Below are 15,507 nucleotides of genomic sequence, written 5' to 3'. Positions count from 1 at the left end.
TTCCGCCCTCCCCTGCGAGGGCGGGCGGCAACCCGCCGCCGCGAACGACGTTGCCCGGACGACCGCACGAGGCGGCGCAAGGAGCGACGATGAGCGAGCCGACCCCTCCGACGATGGCCTACTGGCACGTCTACACCGACGCGGACGGGATCAGCCGGCAGACAAAGTGCGAGCTGACGCAGTTCAAGTTCGAGGGCGTCGATCCGCAGACCGCGCCGCAATGGAACGACAAGCAGGAGAAGACGCAAGCCGGCGTCACCTTCACCGTCCTGCCGGTCGGCTGGGTCGGCGAGTGGCACGAGAACCCCCGCCCGCAATGGATCGCCATCCTCTCCGGCCGCTGGTTCGTGGAGACCATGGATGGCACCCGCGTCGAGATGGGGCCGGGCGAACTGATGATGGGCGAGGACCAGAACACCAAGGAGCGCGACGGCAAGAAGGGCCATCTCTCCGGCACGGTGGGCGACGAGCCCTGCGCGATGATCGTGACCGGGCTTGAGGTCACGCCGACGATCAACCAGCCCGGCCGCTTCAAGTAAGAACCGCGCCATGGATGGGTACGAACTGACCCAGCCGCGCTTCAAGCGCTGCGTGCTGCCGAACGCGGAACTGGAAAAGCTCGCCGAAGGCTTCCGCTGGACCGAGGGTCCGGTCTGGTTCGGGGACAGGGACGAGTTCCTGTTCTCCGACCTGCCGAACAACCGGGTGATGCGCTGGAGCGAGGGCGGCGGCCTCAGCGTCTTCCGCCGGGACAGCGACTTCGAGAACGGCCACACCCGCGATTGCGAGGGGCGGCTCCTCTCCTGCGCCCACCGGGGCCGGCGCATCCACCGCACCGAACTCGACGGAAGCATCACCTCGCTGGTCGAGCGCTACGAGGGCAAGCGCCTCAACTCGCCGAACGACATCGTCGTGAAGTCGGACGGGACGGTCTGGTTCAGCGACCCGCATTACGGGATCCAGACCGATTACGAGGGCGGCAAGCAGGAGGCGGAGCTTCCGGCCAACGTCTACCGCTTCGATCCCCGCGACGGTTCGCTCAGGGTGGTGGCCGACGATTTCCAGGGGCCGAACGGCCTATGCTTCTCGCCCGACGAGACGCGCCTCTACATCGTAGAGACCGGCCTTCAATTCGCGGCCGAACCGGTGCAGCACATCCGCGTCTTCGACGTCGGCGAGGACGGGCGGCTCTCCGGCGGGCGGGTGTTCTGCACCATCGACCCCGGCAACGCGGACGGCATTCGCTGCGACGAGGACGGCAATCTCTGGTCGAGCGCCGGCGATGGGGTGCATTGCCTCGATCCCGGCGGCGAGTTGCTGGGCAAGATCCTCGTGCCCTCCACCGTGGCGAACTTCACCTTCGGCGGGCGCAACCGCAGCCGCCTATTCCTGTGCGCGTCGCACACGGTCTACGCCATCTATACGAACGTGCGCGGGGCAAGCCGGCCGTGACCGGCATCCGCGCGATCCTGCGCTTCGACCGCACCGTCGCCGACCTCGACCGGACGGAGCGCTTCTACCGCGACCACCTCGGCTTCGCATCCGAAGCCCCGCCGGAGCCGGTGCCGCTGGCGGAAGCCGAGGCGCTGGGCCTGTCGGGCCGGCGGCTGCGGATGCGCCTCGGGGAACAGCACGTCGCCTTCGTGCAGGCCGATCCGCCGGGAGCCCCCTACCCTGCCGGGGCGGATGCGACCGATCCGGTCTTCCAGCACCTCGCCATCGTCGTGCGCGACATGGCGGCTGCCACGCGCGGGCTCGTGGCCGAGCCGATCAGCCAGGGCGGGCCGCAGGTGCTGCCACCCTCCACCGGGGGCGTCGTCGCCTACAAGTTCCGCGACCCGGACGGGCACCCCCTCGAACTCATCCACTTCCCCGGCGGCAAGCCCGCCGCGCGCTGGGCCGACGCCCCCGGCCTGTTCCTCGGGCTCGACCATTCGGCCATCACCGTCAGCGATCGCGAAGCCGCCATCGCCTGCCTCGAAGGGCTCGGCCTCACGGTCTCCGAGCGGGGGCTGAACCAGGGGCCGGAGCAAGCGCGGCTCGACGGCCTGCCCGATCCGGTCGTGGACGTGATCGCCCTGGCGCCCCCTGCGCCCGCCCCGCATGTGGAGCTTCTGCATTACCGCGCCCCGGTGCGGAGCCGGCCGGCGCAACCCTACGGGCCGTCCGACCGGGCGAGCACGCGGTTCGTCGTCTCAGCCGACGACCCGGCCGCCCTCGCGGGATCGTTACGCGGCGCGCGGCTCTCCTCGGACGGCAGCGCCTGCTACGGCACGGGGCCGGACGGACACGGGTTCCTGATCCTGCGCCGGGGTTGACGGCGCGGGCCTGCGGCGCCACTCCCGCCGCGGAGATCCCGCCCATGCCGCTCCTCGCCCTGCCATTTCCGGCAATCAATCCCGTCGCCATCGCGATCGGGCCGATCACCATCAAGTGGTACGCCCTCGCCTACATCGCCGGCCTGATCGGCGGGTGGTACTACGCGCGCCGCCTCGTGATGGCCGACCGGCTGTGGGGCGTGGTCAAGCGCCCCGTTCCGACCGACATCGACGATCTCGTCGTGTGGGTGGCGCTCGGCGTCGTCCTCGGCGGACGCATCGGCTACGTGCTGTTCTACAACCTGCCGATGTACATGGCCGACCCGTGGGAGATCCTGGCCATCCGCAACGGCGGGATGTCCTTCCACGGCGGCTTCCTCGGCGCGATCCTCGCCTTCCTGCTGTTTGCGCGCTCGCGGGGGCTCAACGGCTACACGCTCCTCGATATCGGCGCGGTGGTCGTGCCCATCGGCCTGTTCTTCGGCCGCATCGCCAACTTCGTGAACGGCGAGTTGTGGGGCCGGATCGCCCCCGACTTCCCCTACGCGATCGTCTTCCCGACCGGCGGGCCGGTGCCGCGCCACCCGAGCCAGCTCTACGAAGCGGCGACGGAGGGCCTGTTGCTCTTCATCGTGATGGCGATCTGCGTGCGGCGCTTCGGCTTCCGCAAGCCGGGCCTTCTCGGCGGCATCTTCGTGCTCGGCTACGCCGTGGCGCGGACGGCCTGCGAGTTCTTCCGCGAGCCCGACGCGCAACTGGGCTTCCTGTTCGGCAACGGCCTCGGCCCGATGGGCGGCGGCGTGACGATGGGGATGCTCCTCTGCATCCCGATGATGCTGGTGGGGCTGACCTATATCGTCCTCGCCGCCACGGGCCGCACCCGGCCGAAGCGGACGGCCGCCGCAACGGACGAGGAGGCGCCGGCCGCGCGCGCCGAGGCGTGACACCGCTGGGGCGCGAGATCGCGGCCATCGTCCGCGAGACGGGGCCGATCGGCATCGACCGCTACATGGCCCTGTGCCTCGGTCACCTAATTCACGGCTATTACCGCACGCGCGATCCCCTCGGGGCGCGGGGCGACTTCACCACCGCCCCCGAGATCACGCAGATGTTCGGCGAACTGGTCGGCGCCTGGGCGGCCTATGTGCACCGGGCCATGGGCGGGCCGGACCCGCTCCTGATCGCCGAACTCGGCCCCGGGCGGGGCACGCTGATGGCCGACGCCCTGCGGGCTCTGGGCGCCGCCGCGCCGGGGGTGCGCATCGCCCCCCACCTCGTGGAGACGAGCCCCGTTCTGCGGCAGGCGCAGGAGAGCCGGCTCGCGGGGGCCGGCGCCACATGGCACGCCTCCCCCGACACGCTGCCGGACGGACCGGCGATCCTCATCGCCAACGAGTTCTTCGATTGCCTGCCGGTGCGCCAGTTCGTCCGCGCGCCCGATGGCTGGCATGAGCGACTGGTCGGGCTCGGATCCGAGGGCGGTCTCGCCTTCGGACTCGCGCCGGAACCGACGCCGGGCATCGCCGCCCAGGCGCCGACCGGTGCCGTGGTCTCGGTACCGGGACCGGGCCTCGATCTCGTGCGCGCCCTCGCCAGACGGGTCTGCGCGCAGGGCGGCGTGCTCCTCGCCTTCGATTACGGGCATGTCCGCCCCGGGTTCGGCGACACGTTGCAGGCCCTGTCGGGGCATGCCTTCGCCGATCCCCTCGCCGCGCCGGGCGAGGCCGACCTGACCTGCCACGTCGATTTCGCGGCCCTGGCACTCGCTGCCCGAGAGGCGGGCGCAACGGTCCATGGGCCGACCGATCAGGGCGCGTTCCTGGCCGCGCTCGGCCTGCGAGAGCGCGCCGCGAAACTCCGGCTGCGGGCGGATGACGCCCAGGCCGAGGCCATCGATGCCGCCGTCGCACGGCTGACGGATGACAGGCCCGAGGGAATGGGGCGGTTGTTCAAGGTGATGGCGGTGGCGGCACCGGGCCTCGGGCCGCTGCCCGGCCTCTCGCCGGGGTGAGGCGCCCCCCGCGCGTGTCGCGGGAGGCGCGTTTGCCGGGGGTTCAGCTCTCGAAGGAGCCGAAACCGGAGGTGGTGTCCTTCGGGGCCTTCTGCCCCTCGGCGTCCGAGACCTCGGCCTTGGGTTCCGGAAGCTCGTAACAGGGAACCGGAGCCCGCTGTGCGCCTGCGATCTTGTGCGGCGCGGTCTGCTCCTGACGCTCGTTTTCGTCCGTCTGTTGCATGGCGGTCCTCCATGGAAGTGCCGCCGGCCGTAGCCAGCCATGCCCATATAATGCGGCACTGCAACATCGGTATCACATCGCCACGCGCATCGCCTTGGGCTATCCGGGCGTCAGAGTTGACGTGAGGGCGGGGCTATGAGCGCAGGCCAGTTCATCGAGGCACCGGAATTGTCCTCGCATCCGGTCATCCGCCACGCCTTCTTCACCCGCGTCGGGGGGGTGTCGGAAGGAATCTACGCCTCGCTGAATGGCGGGCTCGGCTCCGGCGACCGGCCGGAGGCCGTGGCCGAGAACCGCGGGCGGATGTGCGCCGCCCTCGGCCTGCCCTCCGATCGGATCGTGAGCCTGTATCAGGTCCATTCGGCCGACGTGGTGACGGTCGAGGCGCCCTTCCCCGCCGACGCGCGTCCGAAGGCCGACGCGATGGTGACGCGGGTGCCCGGCCTCGCGCTGGGCATCGCCACGGCCGATTGCGGCCCGATCCTGTTCGCCGACCCGGAGAACCGCGTGATCGGCGCCGCTCATGCCGGGTGGAAAGGCGCGCTGACCGGGGTGATCGGCGCCACGGTCGCGGCCATGGAAAAACTCGGGGCGGAACGCTCCTCCATCGTCGCCGTGCTCGGCCCGACGATCAGCCAATCCAATTACGAGGTCGGCCCGGATTTCATCGCCCGGTTCAAGGCCGAGGCGCCCGGCATGGATGGGTTCCTCGGTCGGGGCACGAAGCCCGGCCACGCGCAGTTCGACCTCCCCGGATTCATCCTGACGCGCCTCAGCGAGGCGGGGATCGGCGAGGCCGCCGCCCTCAACCGCTGCACCTACGCGGAGCCCGACCGCTTCTACAGCTTCCGCCGGACCACCCACCGCAGCGAGCCCGATTACGGCCGCCTCATCTCGGCCATCGCCCTCACCCACTGACGGGGTGGAAAGGGGGGTGCGACAATCTGTCAAACGGGAAGCCGCAAAAAAAGCGTGGCAGCAAGCGAACCTTGACCATTCGGGTGCGTTTAGAGCGTCAAGGTAACGAGGATAAAGGCGGGCCGCCGCAAGGGGCTGCATCAGCAGCTGGTGGCATCGTCGTGCAAAAGCGACCTCGGAACCGCTGGATCAACCAGTTCGGGCCGGCGCAGCCGGGCCACCTATGAGGACCGTCACCATGAAATTCTTTCTCCGCGCCACCTCCGCTCTCGCCGGCCTCGCCGGCCTGACCGCCGCCGCTTCGGCCGCCGACCTGCCGCGCCGCGCCGCCCCGCCGCCGATCTTCACCCCGGTGCCGGTCTTCACCTGGACGGGCTTCTACGCCGGTTTCAACGCCGGTTACGGCTTCGACGCCTCCTCCAGCCGCGCCCCGACCGTCGTCGGCGTCTCCCCCGGTAACGCCATCTTCGCGACCGGCAACACCCTCCAGAGCGGCGTCCTCGCCTTCTCGAACTCCAACAACAACGAAGGCTTCGTCGGCGGCGGCCAGATCGGCTACAACTACCAGTTCACCCCGGGTTCGGGCGTGGTCGTCGGTATCGAAGCCGACGCCCAGTACGCCGACTTCGGCCGCCAGCGGAACCGCTTCTCCGCCATCGGCGCCAACGGCTCCGCCATCATCCCGGGCACCCTGGTGTTCAACCCGAACGGCCTCTCGGGCCTCGACTACTTCGGCACCGTGCGCGGCCGCCTCGGCTACGCCTTCGACCGCACCCTCGTCTACGCCACCGGCGGCTTCGCCTACGGCTCCGGCGGCGGCCGTCAGTTCGGCACCGGCGTCAACTCCGATGACTTCCAGACCGGCTACGCCGTCGGCGGCGGTGTCGAGTACGCTCTCCCGACCGACTCGTTCCTGAACTTCTTCCGCTCCTCGGCCGTCACCCTGAAGGTCGAAGGCCTCTACGTGAACCTCGAGCAGAACCGCCGCACCGCCGGCTCGTTCGCCCAGAACATCGGCGGCGCCCTCGTCTCCACCACCACCCCCGGCGTCACCCTCGTTTCCGGCCCGGCCAACACCCGCCGCGACACCGAGTTCGCCGTCGTCCGCGCCGGCGTGAACTACAAGTTCGGCTCGTACTAAGACCTCAACCGCCGCGGCTTCGGCCGCGGCTTCGGGAGCCCGGCCATTCGGCCGGGCTTTTTTCGTTTCGGGACCTGCCTTCGGCGGCATGACAATTTTGCAAGGCGCCCCTGACAAAGCGTCACCGCGATCCCATGTCCTGCCCAAGCCGCGCGGTGCGCCGCCGGTCGTGTGTCCGATCCGAGGAGGTTCCGATGAACAGCGAGGAACGCGATATCATTTCCGGCATCTTCCAGCGTCTGCAGCAGGCCCAGAGCCAGCCGCGCGACGCCGATGCCGAACGCTTCATCGCCGAGAAGCTTCGCACGCAGCCCTACGCGCCCTACGCGATGGCGCAGCTGATCTACGTGCAGGAAGAGGCGATCAAGAGCCTCAACCAGCAGTTGGAAGAGGCCAAGCACCAGTCGGCCTCGTCGCAATCCTCGGGTGGCGGCGGCTTCCTGTCGAGCATCTTCGGCGGCGGCAGCTCGTCCCGTCCGCAGGAGCCCCAGCAGGGCTACGCGCAGCAGCAGCGCCCCTCCGGCCAGCCGTGGGGCGGCCAGCAGCCGGGTTACGCGCCGCAGCCGGGCGGCTCCCCGCAGCAAGGCTATCCCCAGCAGGGTGGCTATCCGCAGCAGGGCGGCCCGTGGGCGGGCGGTCAGCAGGCCCCGGCTCGTGGCGGCGGCTTCCTCGCCACCGCGCTGCCGATGGCGGCCGGCGCGGCGGGCGGCATGCTCCTCGGCAGCGCCCTCTCCAACGCCTTCGCGGGCGGGCACTCGGCCCTCGGCAGCGCCGCGTCGGCGGGTCTCGGCGGCGGCGGTGAGACCGTGGTGAACAACTATTACGGCGACGGCGCGGGCGGCGGCACCGACGATCTCGGCTCGGCGCTTGGCGGCGGCAACGACAGCGCCGGCTTCCAGGATGCCGGCTGGAGCGACCAGGGCGGCGATTTCGGCGGCGACCTGGGCGGCGGCGACGACAGCGACTGGACCTGATCCAACCACCACGACCTGATCCGACGAGGGCCCGGCTGCCTCCAGCCGGGCCCTTTTCGTTGGCTCAGAGCACCTCGACGCGGGTGCCGACGGGCACGCGCTCGTAGAGGTCGATCACGTCCTCGTTCATCATGCGAATGCAGCCGGAGGACACGTTGCGGCCGATCGTGTTCGGCTCGTTCGTCCCGTGGATGCGGTAGAGCGACGAGCCGAGATAGAGCGCCCGCGCCCCGAGGGGGTTGGCCGGGCCGCCGGCCATGTGGCGCGGCAGGTCGGGCCGGCGGGCCAGCATCTCGGCGGGGGGGATCCAATCCGGCCACTCGGCCTTGCGGCTCACCGTCTTGAGGCCGCTCCACGAGAAGCCCGGCCGCCCGACGCCGATCCCATAGCGGATCGCCTTGTGGCCCGGCTGGACGAGGAACAGGTGCTTCGAGGTGGTGTCGACCACGATGGTGCCGGGCCGCTGCGCCCCGTCGAAGGGGACCTCCTGCCGGAGATATTGCGGGTCCATCTCCTGGCTCACCCGGTACTCCGGGGCCGGCGCGGCGGATTGCATCGGCAGCGGCGGCGCGGCCTGCGCGGACGGGGCCGCGTAGGGCATGAACGAGGGCTCGCCGTAGGGCGGCACCCGGTCTCCGGTGATGATCGCCGCCTGCCGCTGCACCGCCGCGTTCGGGCGCGGCCAGTTGCCCCGGACGGGGCTGTCGGCCCGGCCGGTCACGAGATACTCGATCAGCCCGCCGCCGTAGCCGCCGGTCGGCGCGGCCTCGGCATAGCGCGCCTGCTGGGCCGAAGCCGGCCCGCAGAGCCATGTCGCCAGCAGAACACCGGCGACCGAAACGACCCTTCCACTCTTCATCGCAGCCACTCCGCGGCGGACCCCTCGTCCAATGGCGCGGATCATCGGCTCCCGATCGGCGCAATGCCGTTGAAGTTCATGGTGAACGACTCACCAATCGGCCCCCGTCCACGGGTGGAAGATTTCAACGTGAATCAACCGTCAATTGCGTGCCCGTGCCGCGAATTTCCTCAAAGGCGCGAAGTGCCGCACAGACGCCGCGGACATCGGCGCAACAAGTTCGCCGCGCGGTGACAGTCCGCTAATGGTTTTCGGACAATCCTAGGCCAATCGAGCAAGCGCAGGCCGTCAGCCGACCGATGAAGACCAAACGCTACCGTATCGAGCAGAGCCTGGGCCTTGAGACCCCGGCGCCGATCGAACTGCCGCAGCCTGAACGCTCGGAGGAGATCCTATCGGCGATCAAAGATCTCCGCCGGATCATGCAATTGAGCGCCAGCGAGACGGTGGAAGCCTGTCGCAAGGAGCTCAACGACGCACTGGCGATGCGCGGCGAACTCGACTCGATGAAGGACGCCATCGTCCGCACCAAGGCCGACCTCGCCGCCCTCCACCGCTCGGAATCGAACGGCAAGGGCATGCGCCGGGCCGCCGACGAACTCGACGCGGTGGTGGAATCCACCGAGCGCGCCACGACGACGCTCCTCAGCGTGGTCGAGGACGTGGAAAGCCACGCGGCGGTGCTGCGCTCCCTGAACCTCACGGCCGATGCCCGCCCACATGTGGACGCGATCCTCGACCGCGTCGTGAATGCCTACGAGGCCTGCAACTTCCAGGACCTTACCGGGCAGCGCATCAGCAAGATCGTCCAGGTGATGAAGTTCATCGAGGAGCACCTCGACCGCGTCATCGCCGCCTGGTCCGCCCTCGACAGCTTCCGCGACATCGTGGCCACGACCACGCCGCAGGCCGAGGACGAGGAGCGCGGGCTGCTCAACGGGCCGAAGCTGCCCGACGATCCGGGCCACGTCGATCAGTCGGATATCGACGCGCTGTTCGATTGAACCGCAACTCCGCGATGCACAGGCGCGGGAAAGCGCCTACATTCGCGGGATGAGCCGCAGAGCCCTCAACGACCTGCCCCCCGACACCTTCGACGACGGCCGCGCGGCCGCGTTCGAGGATGCCGACGAGCCGGATACCTCGCTGACGGCCGAGCCCTCTGCCGAGATCGACTTCGATTTCGAGCCGGGAGCGGTGCAGGCCGGCACGGAGGTGATCCGCCGGTTCTGGAACACGCTGCCCGTGTCCCCCGGCGTCTACCGGATGTTCGACCACAAGGGCGATGTCCTCTACGTCGGCAAGGCCAAGAACCTGAAGGCGCGGGTGGGCTCCTATGCCCGGGGCCAGGCGCATTCGAACCGCATCGCGCGGATGATCTCGCAGACGGCGGCGATGGAGTTCGTCACCACCGCCACCGAGACCGAGGCGCTGCTCCTCGAAGCCAACCTGATCAAGCAGTTGAAGCCGCGCTTCAACGTGCTGATGCGGGACGACAAGTCCTTCCCCTACATCCTCGTCACCGAGGATGGTCCCGCCCCGCAGATCGTCAAGCATCGCGGCGCGCGGCGGCGGAAGGGCAATTATTACGGCCCCTTCGCCAGCGTCTGGGCGGTGAACCGCACGGTGAACGCCCTGCAACGGGCGTTCCTGCTGCGCACCTGCACCGACAGCTACTACGAGAACCGCACCCGGCCCTGCCTGCTCTACCAGATCAAGCGCTGCTCCGGCCCCTGCACGGGGGAGATCGGCACGGAGGATTACGCCGCGATGGCGGATTCCGCCCGCGCCTTCCTCGCGGGCAAGTCGAACGCCGTGAAGGACCGGATGCGCACCGAGATGCAGTCCGCCTCCGAAGCGATGGAGTTCGAGCGCGCCGCCCGCTTCCGGGACCGCATCGCCGCCCTCTCCGCCATCCAGGGCGTGCAAGGGGTGAACACGCAGGGCGTGGAGGAGGCCGACGTGTTCGCCCTGGACGAGCAGGCCGGGCAGTTCTGCATCGAGGTGTTCTTCTTCCGGAACTTCCAGAACTGGGGCAACCGCGCCTACTTCCCGAAGGCCGACCGCTCCATGACGGCCGACGAGGTGCTGGGCTCGTTCATGGGCCAATTCTACGACGACAAGCCCGCGCCCCGCGTCGTGCTCACGAGCCACGCCATCGAGGATGCGGAACTGGTGGGCGCCGCCCTGTCGAGCCGGGTCGAGTACCGCGTGGAGATCCACCGGCCCCTGCGCGGCGAGCGCAAGAATCTTGTGGACTACGCCCAGCGCAACGCCAAGGAGGCGCTGGCCCGCCGCCTCGCGGACACGGCCTCGCAGGGCAAGCTGCTGACGGCCCTCGGGCAGGCGCTCGGCCTCGACAAGGCGCCGCGGCGCGTCGAGGTCTACGACAACTCGCACATCATGGGCACGAACGCGGTCGGCGGGATGATCGTCGCCGGGCCGACAGGGTTCATGAAGCAGTATTACCGCACCTTCAACATCAAGTCCGAGGAGCTGACCCCCGGCGACGATTTCGGGATGATGCGCGAAGTCCTCCAGCGCCGGTTCAAGCGCCTCGTGAAGGACGCGCCGCGCAACGCGCCGGAGGCGGCCGTGGCTGCCGCCGAGGGCGGCGCGCCTGAGCCGGTGCCGGAGGCCGACGCGATGGATGCCGATGCCTTCCCCGCCTGGCCCGACCTCGTGCTGATCGACGGCGGCAAGGGCCAGTTGGAGGCCGCCCGTGCGGCCATCGCCGCCATCGGCGTCGAGGACGTGCCTCTCGTCGGCATCGCCAAGGGGCGAGACCGGGATGCCGGCCGCGAGACCTTTTTCGTGCCCGGCAAGCCGGCCTTCAAGCTGCCGCCCCGCGACCCGACCCTGTATTTCATCCAGCGCCTGCGCGACGAGGCGCACCGTTTCGCCATCGGCACCCACCGGGCCAAACGCAAACGTGAGATGACGAAGAACCCCCTCGATGAAATCGCCGGGGTCGGCCCCTCTCGAAAGCGCGCGCTGCTCCACCATTTCGGGACGGTGAAGGCGATCGAGCGCGCGGCCTACGAGGATCTGGCCAAGGCGCCCGGCGTCAACGCGGCGACGGCCCGTGCCGTCTACGACTTCTTCCATGCCGGCGCATGAGCCGGAGCACGAGAATGGGGCCGAGCCGTTGACGGGATTGCCGCGCTCTGATTTCACGCCCCCAATGAACGCGGTCTTGCCTCGGCGACGCTCACCGGCCTGGAACCTGGCGAACTGCCTCACCTATGGGCGGCTCGTCGCCGTGCCGGTGATGGTCGCGCTGCTGTTCTACCCCGAATCGATCACCGCCCGCTCCGTGGCGTTCGTGGTCTTCGTGGTCGCCGCCGTGACCGATTACCTCGACGGCTACGTGGCGCGGACCTACCAGCAGAGTTCGGCCCTCGGCCGGATGCTCGACCCCATCGCCGACAAGCTCCTCGTGGCCGCCTGCCTGCTGATGCTGGCGGCCGACCACACGATCACGGGCTCCTCGGTCTGGGCGGCCATCGTCATCCTGTGCCGCGAGGTGCTGGTCTCGGGCCTGCGCGAATATCTCGCCGAGCTGAAGGTCGGCGTGCCGGTGAGCCGGATCGCCAAGTGGAAGACCACGGTGCAGTTGATTGCGCTCGGCTTCCTCGTCGCCGGCCCGGCCGGGGAGATCATCCTGCCCGGAACCACGGCCATCGGCCTCGCCCTCCTGTGGCTCGCCGCCGCCCTCACCATCTGGACCGGGTGGGATTACATGAGGGCCGGCATCCGCCACGTCATCAACGATCCGCGCTAGGGCCGCATGAAGCTCGTTTATTTCGCCTGGGTGCGCGAGCGCGTCGGCAAGGCCGAGGAAACCCTCACCCCCCCGCCGGAGGTCGTCACCGTGGCCGACCTCGCCCGCTGGCTCGCCGGGCGGGGCGAGGAATACGCCTACGCCTTCGAGAATCCGGGGATCGTGCGCGCGGCCATCGACCGGGTGCACGCCAAGCCCGACACCCCCATCGCCGGAGCCGGCGAGATCGCCTTCTTCCCCCCGATGACCGGCGGCTAAGGGCAGGCCCGCCGCTACGAGAGAGAAATCGCGGATGTCGAACGACGCGCGGATCGTCGAGACGCTGGCGGGCGTCACCACGGCCACCATCACCACGATTCTTCTGAAGAAGGGTCTGCGCAACGTGTGGCTGCGCGGCCCCCGGCCCCTGCGGCCGGACCAGCCGCGCCTCGTCGGCCGGGCCTTCACCCTGCGCTTCGTGCCCGCGCGGGAGGACCTCGCAACGCCGGAATCGTGGTCGTCCCCCACCTCCACCCGCGCCGCCATCGAGGCGATGCCGGAGGGCTGCATCGCCGTCGTGGATGCCATGGGCGTGACCGATGCGGGCATCTTCGGCGACATCCTCTGCGCGCGCATGGCGAAGAAGGGCGTGGCCGCCCTCGTGACGGACGGCGTGGTACGCGACCTCGCAGGCGTGCTCGGCACCGGCCTCCCGGTCTGGTGCCAGGGCGGCGCCGCGCCGCCCTCCGTGGCGGGCCTCACCTTCGTGGCGTGGCAGCAGCCCATCGCCTGCGGCGGCGTCGCGGTGTTCCCCGACGACATCATCGTCGCCGATGCGGACGGCGCCGTACTGATTCCCGCCGCCCTGATCGAGACGGTGCTCGAACTCGCCCCCGAACAGGAGCGGTTCGAGGGCTGGATCATGGACGAGGTCAACCAAGGCGCGGCCCTGCCAGGCCTCTACCCGCCGAACGCCGAGAACAAGGCGCGCTACGAGGCTTCGAAAAAATAGCGCTACGCAATCTCGGCGAGGAGTTCGCCGAGCCCGGCCTTCTCCCGCTCCGGCGTGAACAGCGGCGCCCGCACCGCGCAGGCGGCCTCGAGGGCGGTGAGGAAAGCCGGCTCGGTCTCGGCCCGCCCGAGCAGGTCGGCCAGGGCGGCGGTGTCGCTCGTCGGGTAGTAGCCTGGATACTCCTCGCCGAGCAGGCCCACCGACCCGTCGATCCGCGAGGCGAGGACCGGCAGGCCCGAAACAAGGGCCTCCGAGATCACGTTCGCCCCTCCCTCCATGATCGAGGACAGGACCATCAGCCGGGCGCGGGCCATCATCCGTCGCACACGCGCGGCCGGTAGGTCGCCAAGCCAGACGTAGCGGGGGTTGTCCCGCTGCTCGGCTGCGGCAGCCTCGGCCCAGGCGGGATCGTGCGCCGCGCCGAGATGGACGATCCGCACCCGTGAATCGGGCGGCAGGCGTCTCGCGGCCAGGGCCGCGCGGAACGGGTCCTTCTCCGTCCGCAGATGCCCGACGACCAGCACCTCAAACACGTCCGCGAGCGGGGCCTCCCGCGCGGCCCGCCCCCGCGCCGATTGGTGGATCACCCGCAGCTTCGAACGGTACCGCTCCGGCAGGGCGTCGGCGACCTTGTCGTGCAGGCCGACGAGGCGGTCCGCGAGGTCGAGGGAGCGCAGCGTCGGCCCCGGATCGGACGCGAGGAAATGGTACAGGTCGGTCCCGGTCAGCACGACCACGATCGGCCTGTCGGGATGTTCGGCGCGGACGCGGGCGACGATCTTGGCGCTGCGCCACGCGTGGAGGGCGATGAGCAGGTCGCCCTCCGTGCCCGGCGCGGGGTTGATCGCGGGCTCGTGACCGAGTTCCCTGAGGAAGCCGGCCCACCGCGTCGCCGTGGCACGGTTTCCCGTGCGACGGGTCGCGGCATGGGGTGTCGCAATGGCGATGCGCATGTCAGGCCACCGAGACCACGCCGGAAACAGGGAAGCGGAGATGGCCGTGCAGGACACCGACCTCATGGCGCCGTTGCGCGATGCCCGCGCGCGGACGCTCGCCCTGCTCGATGGCCTCGACGGCGAGGCCCTGATGGGTCCGCGCCTTTCCATCGTGAACCCGTTGCTGTGGGAGATCGGCCATCTCGCGTGGTTCCATGAGCACTTCGTCCTGCGCGGGCTCGACGGGCGCCCGCCCCTGCGGGCCGATGCCGATTCCCTCTATGATTCGGCTGCCGTGCCCCATGCAACGCGCTGGGACCTGCCGCTGCCGACGCTCGACGGCACCCTCGCCTACATGGAGCAGGTGCAGGATGCCCTCGCCGCCCGGCTCACCGGACGGGAGCCGACGCCGGACGAGGCCTATCTCTACCGCCTGACCGGCCTGCACGAGGACATGCACGCCGAGGCCTTCACCTATACACGCCAGACGCTCGGCCAGCCCCGTCCCCGCTTCGCGCCCCCCTCCCCCGACGAGGCCGGGCCCCTGCCGGGCGATGTCGCGGTCGGCGGCGGAATCCTGCGCCTCGGCGCCGAGCGTGACGCGGCGCGCTTCGTCTTCGACAACGAAAAATGGGCGCATCCGGTGGAGGTCGCCCCGTTCCGCATCGCTCAGGCGCCCGTCACCAACGCCGAGTTCGCGGCTTTCGTGGAGGATGGCGGCTATGGCGAGCCGCGCCACTGGGATGCCGACGGACGGGCGTGGCTTGCCGAATCGGGGGCGACGCATCCGGTCTACTGGCGCCGTGGCGCGGCGGGCTGGGAGGTCCGCGTCTTCGAGACCCACGAGCCGCTGAAGCCCCACCGCCCGGTGATCCATGTGAATTGGCACGAGGCGCGGGCGTGGTGCCGCTGGGCGGGGCGGCGGCTGCCGAGCGAGGCGGAATGGGAGGCGGCGGCGCTCGCGGAACGCGCGTCCGACGGAAGCCTCGGCGGGACGAAGCGCACCTATCCCTGGGGCGAGGCGGCGCCCGACGCCGGCCGCGCCAACCTCGACGGCGCGTGGCTCGGCACGGTGGATGTCGCCGCCTGTCCCGACGGCGACAGCCCGTGGGGCTGCCGGCAGATGATGGGCAACGTGTGGGAATGGACGGAGAGCGCGTTCCTCCCCTTCCCCGGTTTCGCGCCGGATGCCTACCGCGAGTATTCCGAGCCGTCCTTCGGCACGCGGAAGGTGCTGCGGGGCGGGGCCTGGGCGACCCGCGCCCGCATGGTGACGGGGATGTACCGCAACTTCTTCGGCCCGGACCGGCGGGATGTCTTCGCCGGGTTCCGGACCGTGGCGCTCTGAGCGGC

General features: G+C 70.2%; 17 protein-coding genes. 14 read left to right on the top strand and 3 right to left on the bottom strand.

From position 1 onward, the window contains the following. Positions 1-89: 89 nt before the first annotated feature. Genes ACXJ1Y_RS21480 through ACXJ1Y_RS21460 form a run of 5 tightly spaced genes read left to right on the top strand, consistent with a single transcriptional unit; the run spans position 90 to position 4,329 of the window. Positions 90-539 (top strand): cupin domain-containing protein, encoded by a 450-nt coding sequence (locus ACXJ1Y_RS21480; protein ID WP_463848098.1) that lies wholly within the window; start codon positions 90-92, stop codon positions 537-539. 10 nt (positions 540-549) lie between these two features. Continuing rightward, positions 550-1,452 carry an SMP-30/gluconolactonase/LRE family protein gene (locus tag ACXJ1Y_RS21475; RefSeq protein WP_463848097.1) on the top strand — a complete coding sequence of 301 codons (903 nt, stop codon included), beginning with the start codon at positions 550-552 and terminating at the stop codon, positions 1,450-1,452. After that, positions 1,449-2,318, top strand: a complete 870-nt coding sequence (locus tag ACXJ1Y_RS21470) for a VOC family protein (protein WP_463848096.1) — start codon at positions 1,449-1,451, stop codon at positions 2,316-2,318. Before ACXJ1Y_RS21475 ends, ACXJ1Y_RS21470 begins: the two co-directional genes overlap by 4 nt. 44 nt (positions 2,319-2,362) lie before the next feature. Further along, a complete protein-coding gene (lgt, locus tag ACXJ1Y_RS21465) occupies positions 2,363-3,262 on the top strand; it encodes a prolipoprotein diacylglyceryl transferase (protein WP_463848095.1) in 900 nt (299 codons plus the stop codon). After that, positions 3,259-4,329 (top strand): class I SAM-dependent methyltransferase, encoded by a 1,071-nt coding sequence (locus ACXJ1Y_RS21460; protein WP_463848094.1) that lies wholly within the window; start codon positions 3,259-3,261, stop codon positions 4,327-4,329. The genes lgt and ACXJ1Y_RS21460 overlap by 4 nt, the downstream gene beginning before the upstream one ends. A 43-nt stretch (positions 4,330-4,372) precedes the next feature. Here ACXJ1Y_RS21460 and ACXJ1Y_RS21455 read toward each other — a convergent pair whose 3' ends face one another. Beyond that, entirely contained in the window at positions 4,373-4,552 is a 180-nt protein-coding gene (locus tag ACXJ1Y_RS21455) for a hypothetical protein (protein WP_463848093.1), read from the bottom strand. A gap of 135 nt (positions 4,553-4,687) precedes the next feature. Here ACXJ1Y_RS21455 and pgeF point away from each other — a divergent pair, with 135 nt between their 5' ends. The 3 genes from pgeF to ACXJ1Y_RS21440 all read left to right on the top strand — a co-directional run bounded on the left by pgeF (position 4,688) and on the right by ACXJ1Y_RS21440 (position 7,585). After that, the gene (gene pgeF, locus ACXJ1Y_RS21450; protein ID WP_463848092.1) at positions 4,688-5,470 is read left to right on the top strand and encodes a peptidoglycan editing factor PgeF; all 783 of its coding nucleotides are present in this window, start codon (positions 4,688-4,690) and stop codon (positions 5,468-5,470) included. 238 nt (positions 5,471-5,708) lie between these two features. After that, the gene (locus ACXJ1Y_RS21445; RefSeq protein WP_463848091.1) at positions 5,709-6,611 is read left to right on the top strand and encodes an outer membrane protein; all 903 of its coding nucleotides are present in this window, start codon (positions 5,709-5,711) and stop codon (positions 6,609-6,611) included. Positions 6,612-6,805: 194 nt separating this feature from the next. Beyond that, positions 6,806-7,585 (top strand): DUF2076 domain-containing protein, encoded by a 780-nt coding sequence (locus tag ACXJ1Y_RS21440; protein ID WP_463848090.1) that lies wholly within the window; start codon positions 6,806-6,808, stop codon positions 7,583-7,585. A 64-nt stretch (positions 7,586-7,649) separates the two neighbouring features. Here the strand turns inward: ACXJ1Y_RS21440 and ACXJ1Y_RS21435 are convergent, their stop codons facing one another. Beyond that, entirely contained in the window at positions 7,650-8,444 is a 795-nt protein-coding gene (locus tag ACXJ1Y_RS21435; RefSeq protein WP_463848089.1) for a L,D-transpeptidase, read from the bottom strand. Between the two features lie 299 nt (positions 8,445-8,743). Here ACXJ1Y_RS21435 and ACXJ1Y_RS21430 point away from each other — a divergent pair, with 299 nt between their 5' ends. From ACXJ1Y_RS21430 to ACXJ1Y_RS21410, 5 genes are all read left to right on the top strand, one after another. After that, entirely contained in the window at positions 8,744-9,448 is a 705-nt protein-coding gene (locus ACXJ1Y_RS21430; protein ID WP_463848088.1) for a protein phosphatase CheZ, read from the top strand. Positions 9,449-9,497: 49 nt separating this feature from the next. Next, entirely contained in the window at positions 9,498-11,564 is a 2,067-nt protein-coding gene (uvrC, locus tag ACXJ1Y_RS21425; RefSeq protein ID WP_463848087.1) for an excinuclease ABC subunit UvrC, read from the top strand. 64 nt (positions 11,565-11,628) lie between these two features. Further along, the gene (gene pgsA / locus ACXJ1Y_RS21420; protein ID WP_463848086.1) at positions 11,629-12,228 is read left to right on the top strand and encodes a CDP-diacylglycerol--glycerol-3-phosphate 3-phosphatidyltransferase; all 600 of its coding nucleotides are present in this window, start codon (positions 11,629-11,631) and stop codon (positions 12,226-12,228) included. Positions 12,229-12,234: 6 nt separating this feature from the next. Beyond that, positions 12,235-12,486: a molybdopterin converting factor subunit 1 gene (moaD, locus tag ACXJ1Y_RS21415; protein ID WP_463848085.1), complete on the top strand. Its 252-nt coding sequence runs from the start codon at positions 12,235-12,237 to the stop codon at positions 12,484-12,486. Positions 12,487-12,520: 34 nt separating this feature from the next. Beyond that, positions 12,521-13,219, top strand: a complete 699-nt coding sequence (locus ACXJ1Y_RS21410; RefSeq protein ID WP_463848084.1) for a ribonuclease activity regulator RraA — start codon at positions 12,521-12,523, stop codon at positions 13,217-13,219. Positions 13,220-13,221: 2 nt separating this feature from the next. On the opposite strand, the gene senB is transcribed toward ACXJ1Y_RS21410, so the two are convergent. Beyond that, positions 13,222-14,172, bottom strand: a complete 951-nt coding sequence (gene senB, locus ACXJ1Y_RS21405) for a selenoneine biosynthesis selenosugar synthase SenB (protein WP_463848083.1) — start codon at positions 14,170-14,172, stop codon at positions 13,222-13,224. A 46-nt stretch (positions 14,173-14,218) separates the two neighbouring features. Here senB and senA point away from each other — a divergent pair, with 46 nt between their 5' ends. Beyond that, positions 14,219-15,502 carry a selenoneine synthase SenA gene (gene senA, locus ACXJ1Y_RS21400; protein WP_463848082.1) on the top strand — a complete coding sequence of 428 codons (1,284 nt, stop codon included), beginning with the start codon at positions 14,219-14,221 and terminating at the stop codon, positions 15,500-15,502. Positions 15,503-15,507: the final 5 nt, after the last annotated feature.

The sequence above is a fragment of the Methylobacterium sp. TK26 genome, assembly GCF_055361565.1.
Note: the sequence above shows the minus strand (reverse complement) of the source record. Positions and strands in the feature narration are given on the sequence as shown.

Coding starts and splice junctions, on each gene's coding strand:
- ACXJ1Y_RS21430 (WP_463848088.1), top strand. CDS start 8,744: ATGAAGACCAAACGCTACCGTATCGAGCAGAGCCTGGGCCTTGAGACC.
- ACXJ1Y_RS21440 (WP_463848090.1), top strand. CDS start 6,806: ATGAACAGCGAGGAACGCGATATCATTTCCGGCATCTTCCAGCGTCTG.
- ACXJ1Y_RS21475 (WP_463848097.1), top strand. CDS start 550: ATGGATGGGTACGAACTGACCCAGCCGCGCTTCAAGCGCTGCGTGCTG.
- lgt (WP_463848095.1), top strand. CDS start 2,363: ATGCCGCTCCTCGCCCTGCCATTTCCGGCAATCAATCCCGTCGCCATC.
- pgeF (WP_463848092.1), top strand. CDS start 4,688: ATGAGCGCAGGCCAGTTCATCGAGGCACCGGAATTGTCCTCGCATCCG.
- senB (WP_463848083.1), bottom strand. CDS start 14,172: ATGCGCATCGCCATTGCGACACCCCATGCCGCGACCCGTCGCACGGGA.
- ACXJ1Y_RS21445 (WP_463848091.1), top strand. CDS start 5,709: ATGAAATTCTTTCTCCGCGCCACCTCCGCTCTCGCCGGCCTCGCCGGC.
- pgsA (WP_463848086.1), top strand. CDS start 11,629: ATGAACGCGGTCTTGCCTCGGCGACGCTCACCGGCCTGGAACCTGGCG.
- ACXJ1Y_RS21410 (WP_463848084.1), top strand. CDS start 12,521: ATGTCGAACGACGCGCGGATCGTCGAGACGCTGGCGGGCGTCACCACG.
- ACXJ1Y_RS21480 (WP_463848098.1), top strand. CDS start 90: ATGAGCGAGCCGACCCCTCCGACGATGGCCTACTGGCACGTCTACACC.
- uvrC (WP_463848087.1), top strand. CDS start 9,498: ATGAGCCGCAGAGCCCTCAACGACCTGCCCCCCGACACCTTCGACGAC.
- moaD (WP_463848085.1), top strand. CDS start 12,235: ATGAAGCTCGTTTATTTCGCCTGGGTGCGCGAGCGCGTCGGCAAGGCC.
- ACXJ1Y_RS21455 (WP_463848093.1), bottom strand. CDS start 4,552: ATGCAACAGACGGACGAAAACGAGCGTCAGGAGCAGACCGCGCCGCAC.
- ACXJ1Y_RS21435 (WP_463848089.1), bottom strand. CDS start 8,444: ATGAAGAGTGGAAGGGTCGTTTCGGTCGCCGGTGTTCTGCTGGCGACA.